The organism is Flavimaribacter sediminis, from assembly GCF_019492055.1.
In the GTDB taxonomy this organism is placed as follows: Bacteria; Pseudomonadota; Alphaproteobacteria; order Rhizobiales; family Rhizobiaceae; genus Flavimaribacter; species Flavimaribacter sediminis.
Genome location: NZ_JAICBX010000001.1, coordinates 1,605,630 through 1,618,138 on the forward strand (window position 1 = coordinate 1,605,630; position 12,509 = coordinate 1,618,138).

The following is a 12,509-nucleotide window of genomic DNA, read 5'->3' on the forward strand; positions in this document are numbered from 1 at the left end:
TTTACGATCGGTTCACCATGTTCATTAACCGTCATTCGCTGTAATAAACGCTGCTGGCGTCCAGACGAGGACACGTGACAATGCAAATTAGAAGGCCCGACACATGAGATCTTATCTTTTTGTGCCTGCTGATTCGGAAAGAAAACTGGAGAAGTCTTTGCAATCCAGTGCCGACTGCCTGCTGATCGATCTAGAAGACTCCGTCTCCATTGCACGAAAGGAAACTGCCAGAACTCTGGCTGCGGCATTTGTCGAAGAGCAACATAGAACGAAGGATCGGAGCGCCATCGTCATAAGAATAAATTCCCTGACGAGTGCAATGGCGGATGACGATCTCGCAGCTCTCGTGCCAGTTCGGCCAGACGGCGTGCTGTTGCCGAAATCAGAACATGGAGTCGATGTTCAGAAATTGTCCGCCATGATCGCAGTGCACGAAGCGAGATCCGGTATAGAACACGGAAATACAGACATACATGCGCTCATTACAGAAACCGCGACAGGCCTGCTCAACGCAGCTACCTATGGCGGCGCGTCCGACCGTTTGAAGTCGGTCTCCTGGGGCGCCGAAGATCTTTCCGCTGATCTGGGCGTGGAAACAAACAGGGACGACAAAGGTCATTACACGGATGTGTTCCGGCTTGCCCGCACTTCCACGCTTCTTGCCGCCGCATCGGCCGGCGTTATGGCTGTTGATACGGTTTACGTCGATTTCCGGAATGAGGCAGGCCTGGAAACGGAATGCCGGGAGGCGGTGCGTGACGGTTTTTCTGGCAAAATGGCAATCCATCCGAATCAGGTGGAGATCATTAATCGCGTCTTCACGCCCTCGCCTGAGGCGATAGAAAAGGCGCTACGCATTGTCTCCCTTTTCGAGCAATCGGGGCCAGACGCAGGCGTTCTCAGCCTCGACGGTAAAATGATAGACCGCCCTCACCTGCGCCAGGCCGAACGCCTTTTGTCGCGCGCGCGCGATGCAGGCGTCAGCCCGTAGCGTCGTCCAACCAGGTCACGATATCGTCGAGCGCAGGTCGGGGCCTCTCGGTCGGGGGCGCAGTTGGCGTTCCTATATGTATAAAACCTGCAATGCTCTCGTCGTCAGACAGCCTGAGAGGCGCAAGAGCGTCCTCGTCGTCCGCCATCCACTCCGTCAGCCAACTCGCGGAAAATCCGTATGCGTTCGCCGCCATCAGCAATGCCATGCAACTCGCGCCTGCAGACAATATCTGTTCCCATTTCGGGATTTTGGGGTGCTCGACCGCACTGCTCACCACAGCGACAACGACAGGCGCCCTGTCGAACCGTGTGCTTTCAGCCTGAAGTGATTCCCCGGAAAGGTCCGGCCGACGTAAGAGCGCAATTGACCGGAATCTTTCGTTTAGCTTCAGTCGTGCTTCGCCCTCTATCACAATAAAGCGCCAGGGCGCGAGCTTGCCGTGGTCGGGAACGCGCGCCGCGATTGTCAGTATATTTCGGATGGTTTCGCGGTCAGGGCCAGGTTCAGCCAGAAAATTCGCCGGGATCGTCCGGCGACTTTCAAGATATTTCAACAATGCTTCGTTCACGGACGGTCCTCTTTCAACAACGGTTTAGCCTTGAAATTGCCAATAGTATGGTTTTCAAACAAGCGAGTTTACAGTGGAATTGTCATGATATCGTTGAATCGCTTTCTTGTTCTGGGGGCAGTTTGCCTTTTTACATTGTCTAGACCCGCTGGCGCCTTGGCTCAGGAAATCGAAACCCTGACGGCGCCGTCATCGGCGCTTTTCCCAGGATTGACGGAATTTGCCCCGCAATCGATGGCGCCAACGGAAACACCCGAAGGCACTTACAATATTCGACTCGAAGCCAAGCTGACCGGAGACGGCGCACCGCTGAAACATGGTCTTGTATGGCGGGTCTTTGATCCCACAACGGACGAAAGCGGCAAGATGCCGCTCCTCGCACAGTCCGAGGGAGGAGAAGCGCTCTTCGAATTCGAACCCGGGGAATACCTCGTCCATGTCGCGTTTGGATTGGCGGGCGTTACGAAGAAATTGATTGTTCCTGTCTATGCCGCCGATAACCGCGATTTCATCCTTAACGCTGGCGGCCTTGTTCTCGACGCTGTGTCTGGCAATGACGGTCGAATACCAATTTCAAAACTGAGTTTTTCAATTTACGCCGATGAACGTGATGATAACGAACAGCGGCCACTCGTAATCGCCAAAGTCAAACCTAATCAGATCGTTAGACTGAACGAGGGAACGTACCATGTGGTGTCCGAATACGGGAACGTGAATGCGGTGATCCGTTCGGACATAAGGGTGGAAGCCGGAAAACTTACAGAAGCGACGATCCAGCACCGGGCCGCCAACCTCACGCTCAAACTCGTCGCCGAGGAAGGCGGGGAAGCGATCGCAGACACGGCCTGGTCGATCACCAACTCAGCTGGCGACCTTATCAGTGAAAGCGTTGGCGCCTTTCCTTCACTTGTTCTGGCTGAAGGTCAGTACACGGCTATCGCACGGCATAAGGACAATCTCTATCGCCGGGACTTCCAGGTCGTCGCAGGACGCGACACCGACGTCGAAGTCATACTCGATCAGTAAAAAGTCCATGTCCGGATCGCGTTCGATCCGGACATGATACTTGTCAGGACTCACCTGCCTCCCGACGTCTGATGTCCGGAGGCATTGCTTCGTCGACAAGCATGGATACAGCTTCATCAAGCGAAAGCGATTGCTGGTCCCTGCTTCCGAGACGTCGCATGTTGACGGTGTTTTCCTCGGCTTCGCGTTTACCGCATACGAGTATCACCGGAACCTTCGTCAGAGAATGTTCCCTGACCTTGTAGTTGATCTTCTCGTTCCGGAAGTCCGTTTCCACCCTTAAGCCAGCCTTTTTCAGGCGTTCGGCAACCTGATTGCCATATTGATCTGCATCCGAGGTGATCGTCGCGACGACAACATGGAGCGGCGCAAACCACAGAGGGAAATGCCCGGTGTAATTCTCGATGAGTATTCCGAGAAAGCGCTCCATCGACCCGCAGATTGCACGATGAATCATAACCGGCTGCTTCTTTTCAGAGTCACTGTCGATATAGAACGCACCAAAGCGTTCAGGCAAATTGAAGTCCACCTGTGTCGTACCGCACTGCCACTCGCGTCCGATGGCGTCACGCAGCGTATATTCGAATTTCGGGCCATAGAATGCGCCCTCGCCAGGCATGACGCCGGTTTTTATTTTGCCGTCCGACTGCGCCTCGATAATCGCCAGCACTTCCGACATGACGGCCTCCGCCCGGTCCCACAGCGCATCGTCGCCCACCCGCTTGTCGGGTCGCGTCGACAATTTGACCGTAAACTCGTCGAAGCCGAAATCGGCATAGGTGCTCAGGATCAGGTCATTGATGCGCAGACACTCGGAAGCCATCTGCTCGTCGGTGCAGAAGACGTGCGCGTCGTCCTGCGTGAAACCGCGCACGCGCATAAGCCCATGCAACGCGCCGGATGGTTCATACCGATGCACAGAACCAAATTCGGCAAGCCTTACAGGTAGTTCCCTATAACTTTTCAAGCCATGCTTGAATATTTGAACGTGGCCTGGACAGTTCATCGGTTTAATCGCAAAGACACGCTCATCCTCCGTCTTTGTGATGAACATGTTCTCGCGATACCAATCCCAGTGACCGGAGGTCTCCCAAAGGGCCTTGTCCAGGATCTGAGGCGCGTTGACTTCCTGATAACCGTGCTCATCGGTCCGTCGGCGCATGTAGCTGACGAGGTTCTGAAACATGCGCCATCCCTTCGGATGCCAGAAAACCACGCCAGGTCCTTCTTCCTGAAAATGGAACAAGTCCATTTCCCGGCCGAGACGGCGATGGTCTCGTTTCTCCGCCTCTTCCAGCATATGCAGATAGGCGTCGAGTTCCTTTTGGTCCGCCCACGCCGTACCGTAAATGCGCGTCAGCATCGGGTTGTTTGAGTCGCCACGCCAATAGGCGCCAGCAACTTTCATGAGTTTGAAGGCGTTACCGATCTGGCCTGTCGAAGCCATATGGGGGCCCCGGCAAAGATCGAACCAGTCGCCCTGACTATAGATCTTTACGTCCTCGCCTTCTGGAATCGCATCCACCAATTCCATCTTGTAGGACTCGCCCATGTCCGAGAAGGTCTTTTTCGCCTTTTCCCGAGACCAGATTTCCTTTTGGAAAGGTTTGTTGCGAGCAATGATCTCCCGCATCTTTTTTTCGATTCTGGGTAGGTCGTCTGGAGTAAAGGGCTGATTGCGCGCGAAGTCGTAGTAAAATCCGTTTTCGATCACTGGACCGATCGTGACTTGCGTGCCCGGATACAGTTCCTGAACCGCTTCTGCCATGACATGCGCAGCGTCGTGCCGTATCAGTTCCAGCGCGCGTGGATCTTCACGAGTGAGAATTTGCAATTCTCCGGCAGTCACGACATCGCCGAGATCCTGAATGGTTCCGTCGATTGCGATCGCCACAGCCTTTTTGGCAAGAGACTTGGAGATGCTCTGTGCGACTTCCCGTCCGGTCGTTCCCGCTTCGAAGGAACGTTCCGAGCCATCTGGAAAAACAAGGGGAATCTGTTCTGACACTGGTTTTTACTCCTATCCAGTCCCGCCAACGAATGCGGGTGGTTGAACATCGATCTCCAACTGGCGTCCTGAGTGGAACCCTTGAAAACCGCGGGCCTTTTAGCGCAACTTTTCCTTGCTGGAAACTGTGAATGTCAGGCTGTCCGGTCAGCCCTTATGAAATACCGCCACGGCAGATACCACCTTGCTCCATGAGGCGGAGCTTCCGGCACCGGATCGTAACCATGCGATCCGCCTGGGCCACACCGAACGACACGAAAAAATGTCATCCAACCACCTTGCCAGAGACCATGTCTTGCAATCGCTTCATATCCGTACTCAGAGCAAGTCGGCAAATGCCGACACGTATTCCCGATCAGACTTGAAAGCGTAATCTGGTAAAGCCTGATGATGGACATGCCAAGCAATCGTCCGGGCGTCTTGCGATACGGACCTGCAAAGTTGCGCCCATTCGCCTTCTGGCGCGCTCCGTCACACCGGCAATTCATGTCAATTTCTCAAGCTGCCGCTCCGTCCGCACGGGACTGTTCGATTTGATCAAGCGCATCAACGACGGCATCAAAAGTTAACAAGGTCGAGGCGTGACGCGCGCGATAGTCGCGTACAGGTTCGAGATATTTCAAATCCTCGAAACGCCCTGTTGGAGGCGGTCCGTTCTCCTTCAGCATCGCATACATTGTTTTGCGAACGCCGCGCAATTCGTCAGTTGTTGCTCCGACAATGTTGCGCGCCATTATGGAAGACGAGGCTTGGCCGAGCGCGCAGGCCTTGACGGTATGGGAAAAGTCGCTCACGACATCGCCGTCCATCTTCAGCCATATGTTGACCGTAGAGCCGCAAAGCTTTGAATGGGCGCGCGCAGTTGCGTCTGCATCCTCCATTTCCCCGACATTCGGTATGTTGCCGGCAAACTCCAGAATCTTTTCATTGTACACTTCGTCGATCATGTGCTTGCGCCTTGCGGAACTCTGCATTGATTTCTTGACACGCTGCGACACTGGCAATTGCCGTTTCTATACACTATTTTGGTCCTTTGTAATGTCATTACAAGTGCCGTTTGGCGCCGTGACACAGAAACCTTGACACATGGTGCAGACGGTGCAAGCAAGCGGCCTGCTCAGGGCGACGACCGCCTGATCCGCTTTGTAAATGTAATATAGGGCTTGAGCGTGCCGCGGAGAATATACAGTCATGGATGCAATTGTTCAGAAAAAACCGTCAAGAGCAGAGGCGGAGGCCGCAGTTGAAACCCTGTTGCGCTGGATCGGTGACGACACCACTCGCGAAGGCCTCATCGACACGCCTTCTCGCGTAGCCGCCGCTTATGGCGAGCTGTTTTCCGGTTATGGCAAGTCGCCTGAAGAGGTCCTGGGGCGCACGTTCGAGGAAGTTGCAGGGTATGAAGACATCGTTCTGATAAAGGACATCAATTTCTTCTCTCATTGTGAGCACCACTTGGTCCCGATTATCGGGAAAGCCCACATAGGATATCTCCCGGATCGCCGGGTCGTAGGCTTATCAAAGCTGGTGCGTGTCGTGGATATGTACGCCCGGAGATTGCAGACACAGGAGGCAATGACGGCGCAGATTGCCGACGCGATCGAAACCCATCTGCGTCCGCTTGGCGTGGCAGTCGTTATCGAGGCCGAGCATATGTGTATGGCCATGCGCGGGATTCGCCTGCAGGGCTCGACCACCATGACGACAACTTTTCGCGGCAGTTTCAAGAATGACGTCAACAGCCAGCTTCGCTTCATGACTATGCTGCGCGACTCCGCTTAAACGGCAAACCCTGCGAGGGCAAAAAAGTATGTGCAACGCGACCGCCGCAGACAAGCAGGCTCTTGAGGAGGGCGAGGCTTTGACGCCGCGCTTCGACGTCAATGGTCTGGTTACCGCCGTCGTCACCGACGCGGACGACGGAACAGTTTTGATGCTGGCGCATATGAATCGCGAAGCTCTGGACCTGACTATGTCAACCGGAATCGCGCATTACTACAGTCGGTCGCGCAAGCAACTCTGGAAAAAGGGGGAAACCTCGGGAAATCTCCAGACGGTCACGGAAGCCAGGATCGATTGCGATCAGGACGCGATCTGGCTGAAGGTGCGGGTCGCCGGTTATTCAGCGACTTGTCATACGGGGCGGCGCAGTTGTTTTTATCGACGTATTGAGGCGACTGATCATGGTCCCCTGCTCCGCTTGGATGAATCAAAGCCGCTTTTTGATCCGAGTAATGTTTACGGGTGACTTAGTCGGGAAACGATCTAATCGATAATTCTGCTGCTGGCGTATCAATTGCTATAGAAAAACTGATGTGGACTTCCGATATTGAAATTGTCCATATTTTGAACAGAAGTTTCCGCCGAGTATGCGGCATGGCAATTCCACGGGGATAATCGTGCTGGACAAGACAGAAAAAGGATCGATTGCGCTTGCACTCGGTGGCGGGGCCGCTCGCGGCTGGGCCCATATCGGCGTTCTGCGCGCTCTCGATGAGGCCGGAATCAAGGTCGGAATGGTGGCTGGCACTTCCATCGGCGCGCTTGTCGGAGGATGTTATCTTGCCGGCAAACTCGACGAACTCGAAGAGTTTGCAAGAAGCCTGACCTTGCGCCGAATTGTCGCCCTGCTGGATTTTGCTGTTGGCGGAAGCGGCTTGTTTGCCGGTATGCGCTTGAGCAAGCGGATGCGCCAGCATCTGGAAGGCATGGACATCGACGATCTGGACAGACCATTCGTTTCTGTCGCGACCGAGATCTCCACCGGACACGAAATCTGGATACACAGCGGGTCTCTGGTCACCGCCATTCACGCGTCTTACGCATTGCCAGGTATTTTCGAACCAGTGCTGTGCAATGGCCGCACTCTGGTTGACGGAGCTTTGGTCAATCCTGTGCCGGTTTCCGTTTGCCGCGCCCATGAAGCGCCGTTGGTGGTCGCCGTCAATCTCCAACAAGAACTCTATGGGCGGTCAGCCGTCATCAAACATCATGCGTCGGAAGTTTTGGAAAAAGGCGCAATGCAGATCGACAAGACCGATCGTAAAAAAGCCCGAAAAATTGGAATGACCAATGTCATGGTCGAATCCTACAACATTATTCAGGATCGCATTGCGCGGGCGCGGCTTGCCGGTGATCCGCCCGACCTGCTTCTTCTCCCAAAATTGGGCGAGATCGGACTCGCTGATTTCCATCGCGCATCGGATGCGATCGATCGCGGCTACGAGGAAGCTAAAGCGCGTATGGCCGAATTGCGGAGGCTTTGTGAAGTTCTCGTCTGAACACGATTGCAAAGCCAGGCCTCAGCATCACAAGCCAGGCGATCAGGACATTGCGAAAAGACCGCCAAACAACACGACCTCAGCAACGATAATTCCGACAATCATCCTCTGACGGGACAGCAGAAATGCTGAAAAGCCTATGGCGCATGCGCTGATGCGAAGCCATACAGGCGTCGTCGACAGGGCCCCGGATGGATAAAGAACCATTTGTGCGATGACTGCGGCTACCAGCGCCGTGGCGATCGACCGCACCAGGTACATGACTTCTGAATCATTGCTCAGCCGATTCCCAATGAGAACTCCCAACCAGCGCCAGACATCGGTTACGAGCCATCCGGCGATCAGGATGTAGAGATAGGTCCAGTACCCATTGTCAAAGAGACTGTCAGGACTCATCAGCGCCTCTGAATTTGCGAATCGTTCTTTCCAGTGCGAAGGCGACAATGCCGCCGGCAATGCCGGCGACCAGGATCGAATACCCTGGTGTAAGATGGTGGAAAATCGGCCCCAGTATTAGCCCGGCCACCATCGCGAAATAGACTTCCGGGGTGCGGGCGGAAGCCCATATGGAGGTAATAAAATAGATCGGCGTCAGGAAGAACAGCGCGCCCGCCACCATTTCCGGTAATCTGTCGATAACGCCATAGAGCACAGCGACCAGAACGACATTGGCACAGGTCATGGTTATTCCGAAACCGGCAAAGAAAGGCAGTCGTCCATTTTCCGGAATATCGCGGACATTCTGCATGGTATAGACCCACGTGGTAACCGCAATGAAATGAGAGAGAAACAGAAGCTTCCACGTCGGCGTCGACTTGCTTCGTATTTCCGGTATCAGCACGGTCACCATCGGCATTAGCCGCATCGAAGATAGTCCGACGGCGATTGCGGCAGCCGGCAGCGACGCGCCTGCGATCATCGCCCCGATCAGTATCAGTTGTCCCGGCAATGCCCACATCATTCCCGTCATGAAGGCGACCTGGACCATAGGCACGCCCGTTTCATATGAAAATGAACAGAACCCGACGAACGCGCCCATCAGAATGAAGGCGGGTATGGATATGATTCCCGCAGCGCCTCTCAGAAACCATTGCAATGAAGATTTTTCGCTGTCGACGCGTTTCACTTTTGCAAAGCCCTGATCACGACATAGTGGCCTGTGCTAACCTCGCGCTTAGCCGACGCGCGCGGGCCGCGAGCGCCTTGCGCTTGCTGGTGAGCGCTGAATCAAGATGGGTTTTGGCGCGTTGTGCGTCGATGCGTCCGGACATTGCTAGGTCCACGATTGCCTGCAGACTGCAGGCTGCAACGATGGACCACTCACTCGCAATGTTTCTTTCGAGCGTTCTCACCAACGCCTCCACCTGGAAATCCGACAAATTGACTCTAACGAGTATCTTGGGCAATTGCTCTCCGATCTCCCACTGCTTCAGACGGGCAAGACGTTCAAGCAGGAAATCGCAAAAGGGTTCAAAGAGTTCGGGACGTTGCTCGCCAACGCGCATCAATGCGTGCGCTGCATGCGACACCACCCCGGGGTCCGGGTCATCAAGACACTCCAGAACCGCCCCAAGGACTTTGGAATCGGAGAGCGCCATTGCGGCGACAGTTTCACTGGGGGCAGTTTCCCGGCGATCGCCCTCGTGCAGGCGATCGCGGATGCTTGCCTCGACCGCATCCACTATCAGGACTTGCGAGGTACTTTTGGAACGGTGCTCGTTGCCTTTTTTCGCGCTGTCGATCCGCCCGGTTCCGGCTTGTCGTCTGCAGCGCCATCGCCAGCTTTGCTGGCAGATGACGCCTTGGCCTTCGCCGCCGTTTTCCTCGGCTGCGATGAAGTTTTGTTCTTGGGCTTTGCCGGTGGCTTGTCCGGGATGGCTTCAAGAGCAAGACCTGTGGAACCATCGTCGCGCGTCTCAACGGATACTTTCACCGTTCCTCCGCGCTTCAGCTTGCCAAACAGCACTTCGTCTGCAAGCTTTTTCTTGATGTGTTCCTGTATGACGCGGGCAAGCGGACGGGCGCCCATTTGTTCGTCATAACCCTTGTCGGCCAGCCAACCGACAGCGTCGTCCGTCAGTTCGAATGTCACGCCGCGTTCGGCAAGTTGCGCTTCCAGTTGCATGACGAATTTCTGGACGACCTGATGGATGACTGGCGTAGGCAGCGATCCGAACGGAATGATCGCATCAAGGCGGTTTCTGAATTCCGGAGTGAACATCCGGTTGATGGCCTCGATATCGTCGCCTTCACGCTTTGAGGAACCGAAACCGATCGCAGCCTTGGCCAGATCGGATGCGCCGGCATTGGTCGTCATGATCAGAATGACGTTGCGGAAATCGATCTGCTTGCCGTTGTGATCCGTCAGTTTGCCGTGATCCATGACCTGCAGCAAAATATTGAACAGATCTGGATGGGCCTTTTCGATTTCGTCGAGAAGCAACACGCAATGCGGATGCTGGTCCACGCCATCGGTCAACAGACCACCCTGATCAAATCCAACATACCCGGGAGGCGCGCCCAACAGACGCGAAACCGTGTGCCGCTCCATATATTCCGACATGTCGAACCGCAGCAGCTCTACGCCAAGTGAACTGGCAAGTTGGCGGGCGACCTCGGTTTTTCCAACACCCGTGGGACCAGAGAACAGATAGCTGCCGATTGGCTTGTCCGGTTCCCTCAGCCCTGCCCTGGCGAGCTTGATCGCTGAGGAGAGCGCTTCGATAGCGCTGTCCTGGCCGTAAACGACGCTTCGCAGTTCCTTGTCGAGGTTGGCAAGAACATGCTTGTCATCCTTGGAGACAGATTTCGGCGGAATGCGCGCCATCGTCGCGATCGTCGATTCGATCTCCTTGTTTGTGATCATCTTCCGACGCTTGTTTTCTTCAATCAGCATCTGGGAAGCGCCGGTTTCGTCTATCACGTCAATCGCCTTGTCCGGCAATTTTCGGTCGCTGATATAACGTGCAGACAATTCCACGGCCGCCTTGATTGCGCCGGAACTGTATTTGACCCTGTGATAGTCCTCGTAATACGGCTTCAACCCCTCCAGTATCTCGATGGCGTCGTCGATACTGGGTTCGTTGACGTCGATTTTCTGGAACCGACGCACGAGAGCCCGGTCCTTCTCAAAGAACTGGCGAAATTCCTTGTATGTCGTCGATCCAATGCAACGAATCGAACCGGAAGAAAGAGCCGGCTTCAACAGATTGGAAGCGTCCATCGCGCCGCCCGACGTCGCGCCGGCGCCAATGACGGTGTGAATCTCGTCGATGAATAATACAGCGCCCTCGGTCTGTTCGAGTTCCTTGACAACCTGTTTTAACCGCTCCTCGAAATCACCACGATATCGCGTGCCGGCCAACAACGCGCCCATGTCGAGCGCATAGATGGTAGAGTCCAGAAGCACTTCGGGCACATCGCCGTGAATAATGCGACGAGCCAGCCCTTCGGCGATCGCGGTTTTTCCAACGCCCGGATCCCCGACATAGAGCGGGTTGTTTTTCGATCTGCGGCACAGAATCTGGATCGTGCGATTTACTTCCTTTTCACGACCGATCAGCGGATCGACCTTGCCGTCGCGAGCCTTCTGGTTGAGATCGACGCAATAAGCGGTCAATGCATCCTGGTTCTTCTGCTTCGTCGTTTCCTCGGAATCCGACGATGAGCTTTGATTTTCGGCTTCTGATTCTTCGGCGCCGCGGACAGCGCGGGTATCCGACGCTCCGGGCCTCTTTGCGATCCCGTGAGATATAAAGTTGACCGCATCGTAGCGTGTCATTTCCTGTTCTTGAAGGAAATAAGCAGCGTGGCTTTCTCGCTCTGCAAAGATTGCAACGAGCACACTGGCGCCCGTCACCTCCTCACGACCAGATGATTGAACGTGAATGACCGCCCGCTGGATGACGCGCTGGAATCCGGACGTCGGCTTCGAATCTTCGTCATACCCCGTGACGAGGTTATGCAACTCGTTATCTATATATTCAGTGATGGTGGAGCGCAGAGCTTCGAGATTGACGCCGCAGGCTCTCATTACCGCTGCTGCGTCCTGATCGTCCATCAGCGCCAGCAAGAGATGTTCCAGTGTTGCGTACTCGTGATGACGATCATTCGCGAAGGTCAACGCCTGATGCAGTGCTTTTTCCAGACTCTGAGAAAATGTCGGCACTACCGTATCCTCATTTCTTTTCCATTACACATTGTAACGGGTGCTGGTTCTGTCGGGCAAAATCCATGACCTGAGTAACTTTGGTTTCTGCCACCTCATATGTAAAGACCCCACATTCACCAACACCGTGATTGTGAACATGAAGCATGATCCGGGTGGCTGCTTCGCGATCTTTGAAAAAGAAACGCTCCAGCACATGAACTACGAATTCCATGGGCGTGTAATCGTCATTGAGCAATAGAACGCGATACAGACTCGGCTTTTTGAGTTTCTTGCGGGTACGCGTGATGACGGAGACGCCGTTACCTTTTCCGTCTTCGTTGTCATCTTTGTTCTTGTCACCTGCGCGGGCAGGATGCGCCGACATTAGTTTTTCTCGTCCGATTCTGTTTTGCCTAGTCACGCGGTTACCTTGGGCATGAACTCCAACACAATTGTGTCCTTTATCTAGTCTTTTTCAATAT

Annotated in this window: 14 protein-coding genes; 5 read left to right on the plus strand and 9 right to left on the minus strand. The window is 54.6% G+C overall.

Going from position 1 to position 12,509, the window contains the following annotated elements:
• The first annotated feature begins 103 nt into the window (after nucleotides 1-103).
• Nucleotides 104-991, plus strand: coding sequence for an HpcH/HpaI aldolase/citrate lyase family protein (locus tag K1W69_RS07630; protein WP_220227687.1), 888 nt, complete (start codon nucleotides 104-106; stop codon nucleotides 989-991).
• On the opposite strand, the gene K1W69_RS07635 is transcribed toward K1W69_RS07630, so the two are convergent.
• A complete protein-coding gene (locus K1W69_RS07635) occupies nucleotides 981-1,562 on the minus strand; it encodes a nitroreductase family protein (RefSeq protein WP_220227688.1) in 582 nt (193 codons plus the stop codon). The genes K1W69_RS07630 and K1W69_RS07635 overlap by 11 nt on opposite strands.
• A gap of 156 nt (nucleotides 1,563-1,718) precedes the next feature.
• Between K1W69_RS07635 and K1W69_RS07640 the strand changes: the two genes are divergently transcribed.
• Nucleotides 1,719-2,588 carry an RgsD C-terminal domain-containing protein gene (locus tag K1W69_RS07640; protein WP_220227689.1) on the plus strand — a complete coding sequence of 290 codons (870 nt, stop codon included), beginning with the start codon at nucleotides 1,719-1,721 and terminating at the stop codon, nucleotides 2,586-2,588.
• A gap of 43 nt (nucleotides 2,589-2,631) precedes the next feature.
• On the opposite strand, the gene thrS is transcribed toward K1W69_RS07640, so the two are convergent.
• From thrS to K1W69_RS07655, 3 genes are all read right to left on the minus strand, one after another.
• On the minus strand, nucleotides 2,632-4,596 hold the full coding sequence (gene thrS, locus K1W69_RS07645; RefSeq protein WP_220227690.1) for a threonine--tRNA ligase: 1,965 nt from the start codon (nucleotides 4,594-4,596) through the stop codon (nucleotides 2,632-2,634).
• 134 nt (nucleotides 4,597-4,730) lie between these two features.
• Nucleotides 4,731-5,084 (minus strand): membrane protein insertion efficiency factor YidD, encoded by a 354-nt coding sequence (gene yidD, locus K1W69_RS07650; RefSeq protein WP_220227691.1) that lies wholly within the window; start codon nucleotides 5,082-5,084, stop codon nucleotides 4,731-4,733.
• A gap of 9 nt (nucleotides 5,085-5,093) precedes the next feature.
• Complete coding sequence (locus K1W69_RS07655) at nucleotides 5,094-5,540, minus strand: iron-sulfur cluster assembly scaffold protein (RefSeq protein ID WP_220227884.1); 447 nt, start codon at nucleotides 5,538-5,540, stop codon at nucleotides 5,094-5,096.
• 247 nt (nucleotides 5,541-5,787) lie between these two features.
• Here K1W69_RS07655 and folE point away from each other — a divergent pair, with 247 nt between their 5' ends.
• From folE to K1W69_RS07670, 3 genes are all read left to right on the plus strand, one after another.
• Entirely contained in the window at nucleotides 5,788-6,378 is a 591-nt protein-coding gene (gene folE / locus K1W69_RS07660) for a GTP cyclohydrolase I FolE (RefSeq protein WP_220227692.1), read from the plus strand.
• 28 nt (nucleotides 6,379-6,406) lie between these two features.
• Nucleotides 6,407-6,844, plus strand: coding sequence for a phosphoribosyl-AMP cyclohydrolase (gene hisI / locus K1W69_RS07665; protein WP_220227693.1), 438 nt, complete (start codon nucleotides 6,407-6,409; stop codon nucleotides 6,842-6,844).
• A 121-nt stretch (nucleotides 6,845-6,965) separates the two neighbouring features.
• Nucleotides 6,966-7,877, plus strand: a complete 912-nt coding sequence (locus tag K1W69_RS07670; RefSeq protein WP_220227694.1) for a patatin-like phospholipase family protein — start codon at nucleotides 6,966-6,968, stop codon at nucleotides 7,875-7,877.
• Between the two features lie 42 nt (nucleotides 7,878-7,919).
• On the opposite strand, the gene K1W69_RS07675 is transcribed toward K1W69_RS07670, so the two are convergent.
• The 5 genes from K1W69_RS07675 to clpS are packed head-to-tail and all read right to left on the minus strand — an operon-like array spanning nucleotide 7,920 to nucleotide 12,412.
• A complete protein-coding gene (locus K1W69_RS07675; protein ID WP_220227695.1) occupies nucleotides 7,920-8,273 on the minus strand; it encodes an AzlD domain-containing protein in 354 nt (117 codons plus the stop codon).
• A complete protein-coding gene (locus tag K1W69_RS07680) occupies nucleotides 8,263-9,003 on the minus strand; it encodes an AzlC family ABC transporter permease (RefSeq protein ID WP_370688202.1) in 741 nt (246 codons plus the stop codon). The genes K1W69_RS07675 and K1W69_RS07680 overlap by 11 nt, the downstream gene beginning before the upstream one ends.
• A gap of 16 nt (nucleotides 9,004-9,019) precedes the next feature.
• Complete coding sequence (locus K1W69_RS07685; protein ID WP_220227696.1) at nucleotides 9,020-9,559, minus strand: hypothetical protein; 540 nt, start codon at nucleotides 9,557-9,559, stop codon at nucleotides 9,020-9,022.
• Between the two features lie 2 nt (nucleotides 9,560-9,561).
• Entirely contained in the window at nucleotides 9,562-12,045 is a 2,484-nt protein-coding gene (clpA, locus tag K1W69_RS07690; protein ID WP_220227697.1) for an ATP-dependent Clp protease ATP-binding subunit ClpA, read from the minus strand.
• A 10-nt stretch (nucleotides 12,046-12,055) separates the two neighbouring features.
• Nucleotides 12,056-12,412, minus strand: coding sequence for an ATP-dependent Clp protease adapter ClpS (gene clpS / locus K1W69_RS07695; RefSeq protein ID WP_220227698.1), 357 nt, complete (start codon nucleotides 12,410-12,412; stop codon nucleotides 12,056-12,058).
• Nucleotides 12,413-12,509 lie beyond the last annotated feature (97 nt).

What these genes read in the sequence shown, in the direction of transcription:
- K1W69_RS07670 (WP_220227694.1), top strand. Translation starts at nt 6,966, where the DNA reads ATGCGGCATGGCAATTCCACGGGGATAATCGTGCTGGACAAGACAGAA.
- yidD (WP_220227691.1), bottom strand. Translation starts at nt 5,084, where the DNA reads ATGAATTGCCGGTGTGACGGAGCGCGCCAGAAGGCGAATGGGCGCAAC.
- hisI (WP_220227693.1), top strand. Translation starts at nt 6,407, where the DNA reads ATGTGCAACGCGACCGCCGCAGACAAGCAGGCTCTTGAGGAGGGCGAG.
- folE (WP_220227692.1), top strand. Translation starts at nt 5,788, where the DNA reads ATGGATGCAATTGTTCAGAAAAAACCGTCAAGAGCAGAGGCGGAGGCC.
- K1W69_RS07630 (WP_220227687.1), top strand. Translation starts at nt 104, where the DNA reads ATGAGATCTTATCTTTTTGTGCCTGCTGATTCGGAAAGAAAACTGGAG.
- K1W69_RS07675 (WP_220227695.1), bottom strand. Translation starts at nt 8,273, where the DNA reads ATGAGTCCTGACAGTCTCTTTGACAATGGGTACTGGACCTATCTCTAC.
- clpS (WP_220227698.1), bottom strand. Translation starts at nt 12,412, where the DNA reads ATGTCGGCGCATCCTGCCCGCGCAGGTGACAAGAACAAAGATGACAAC.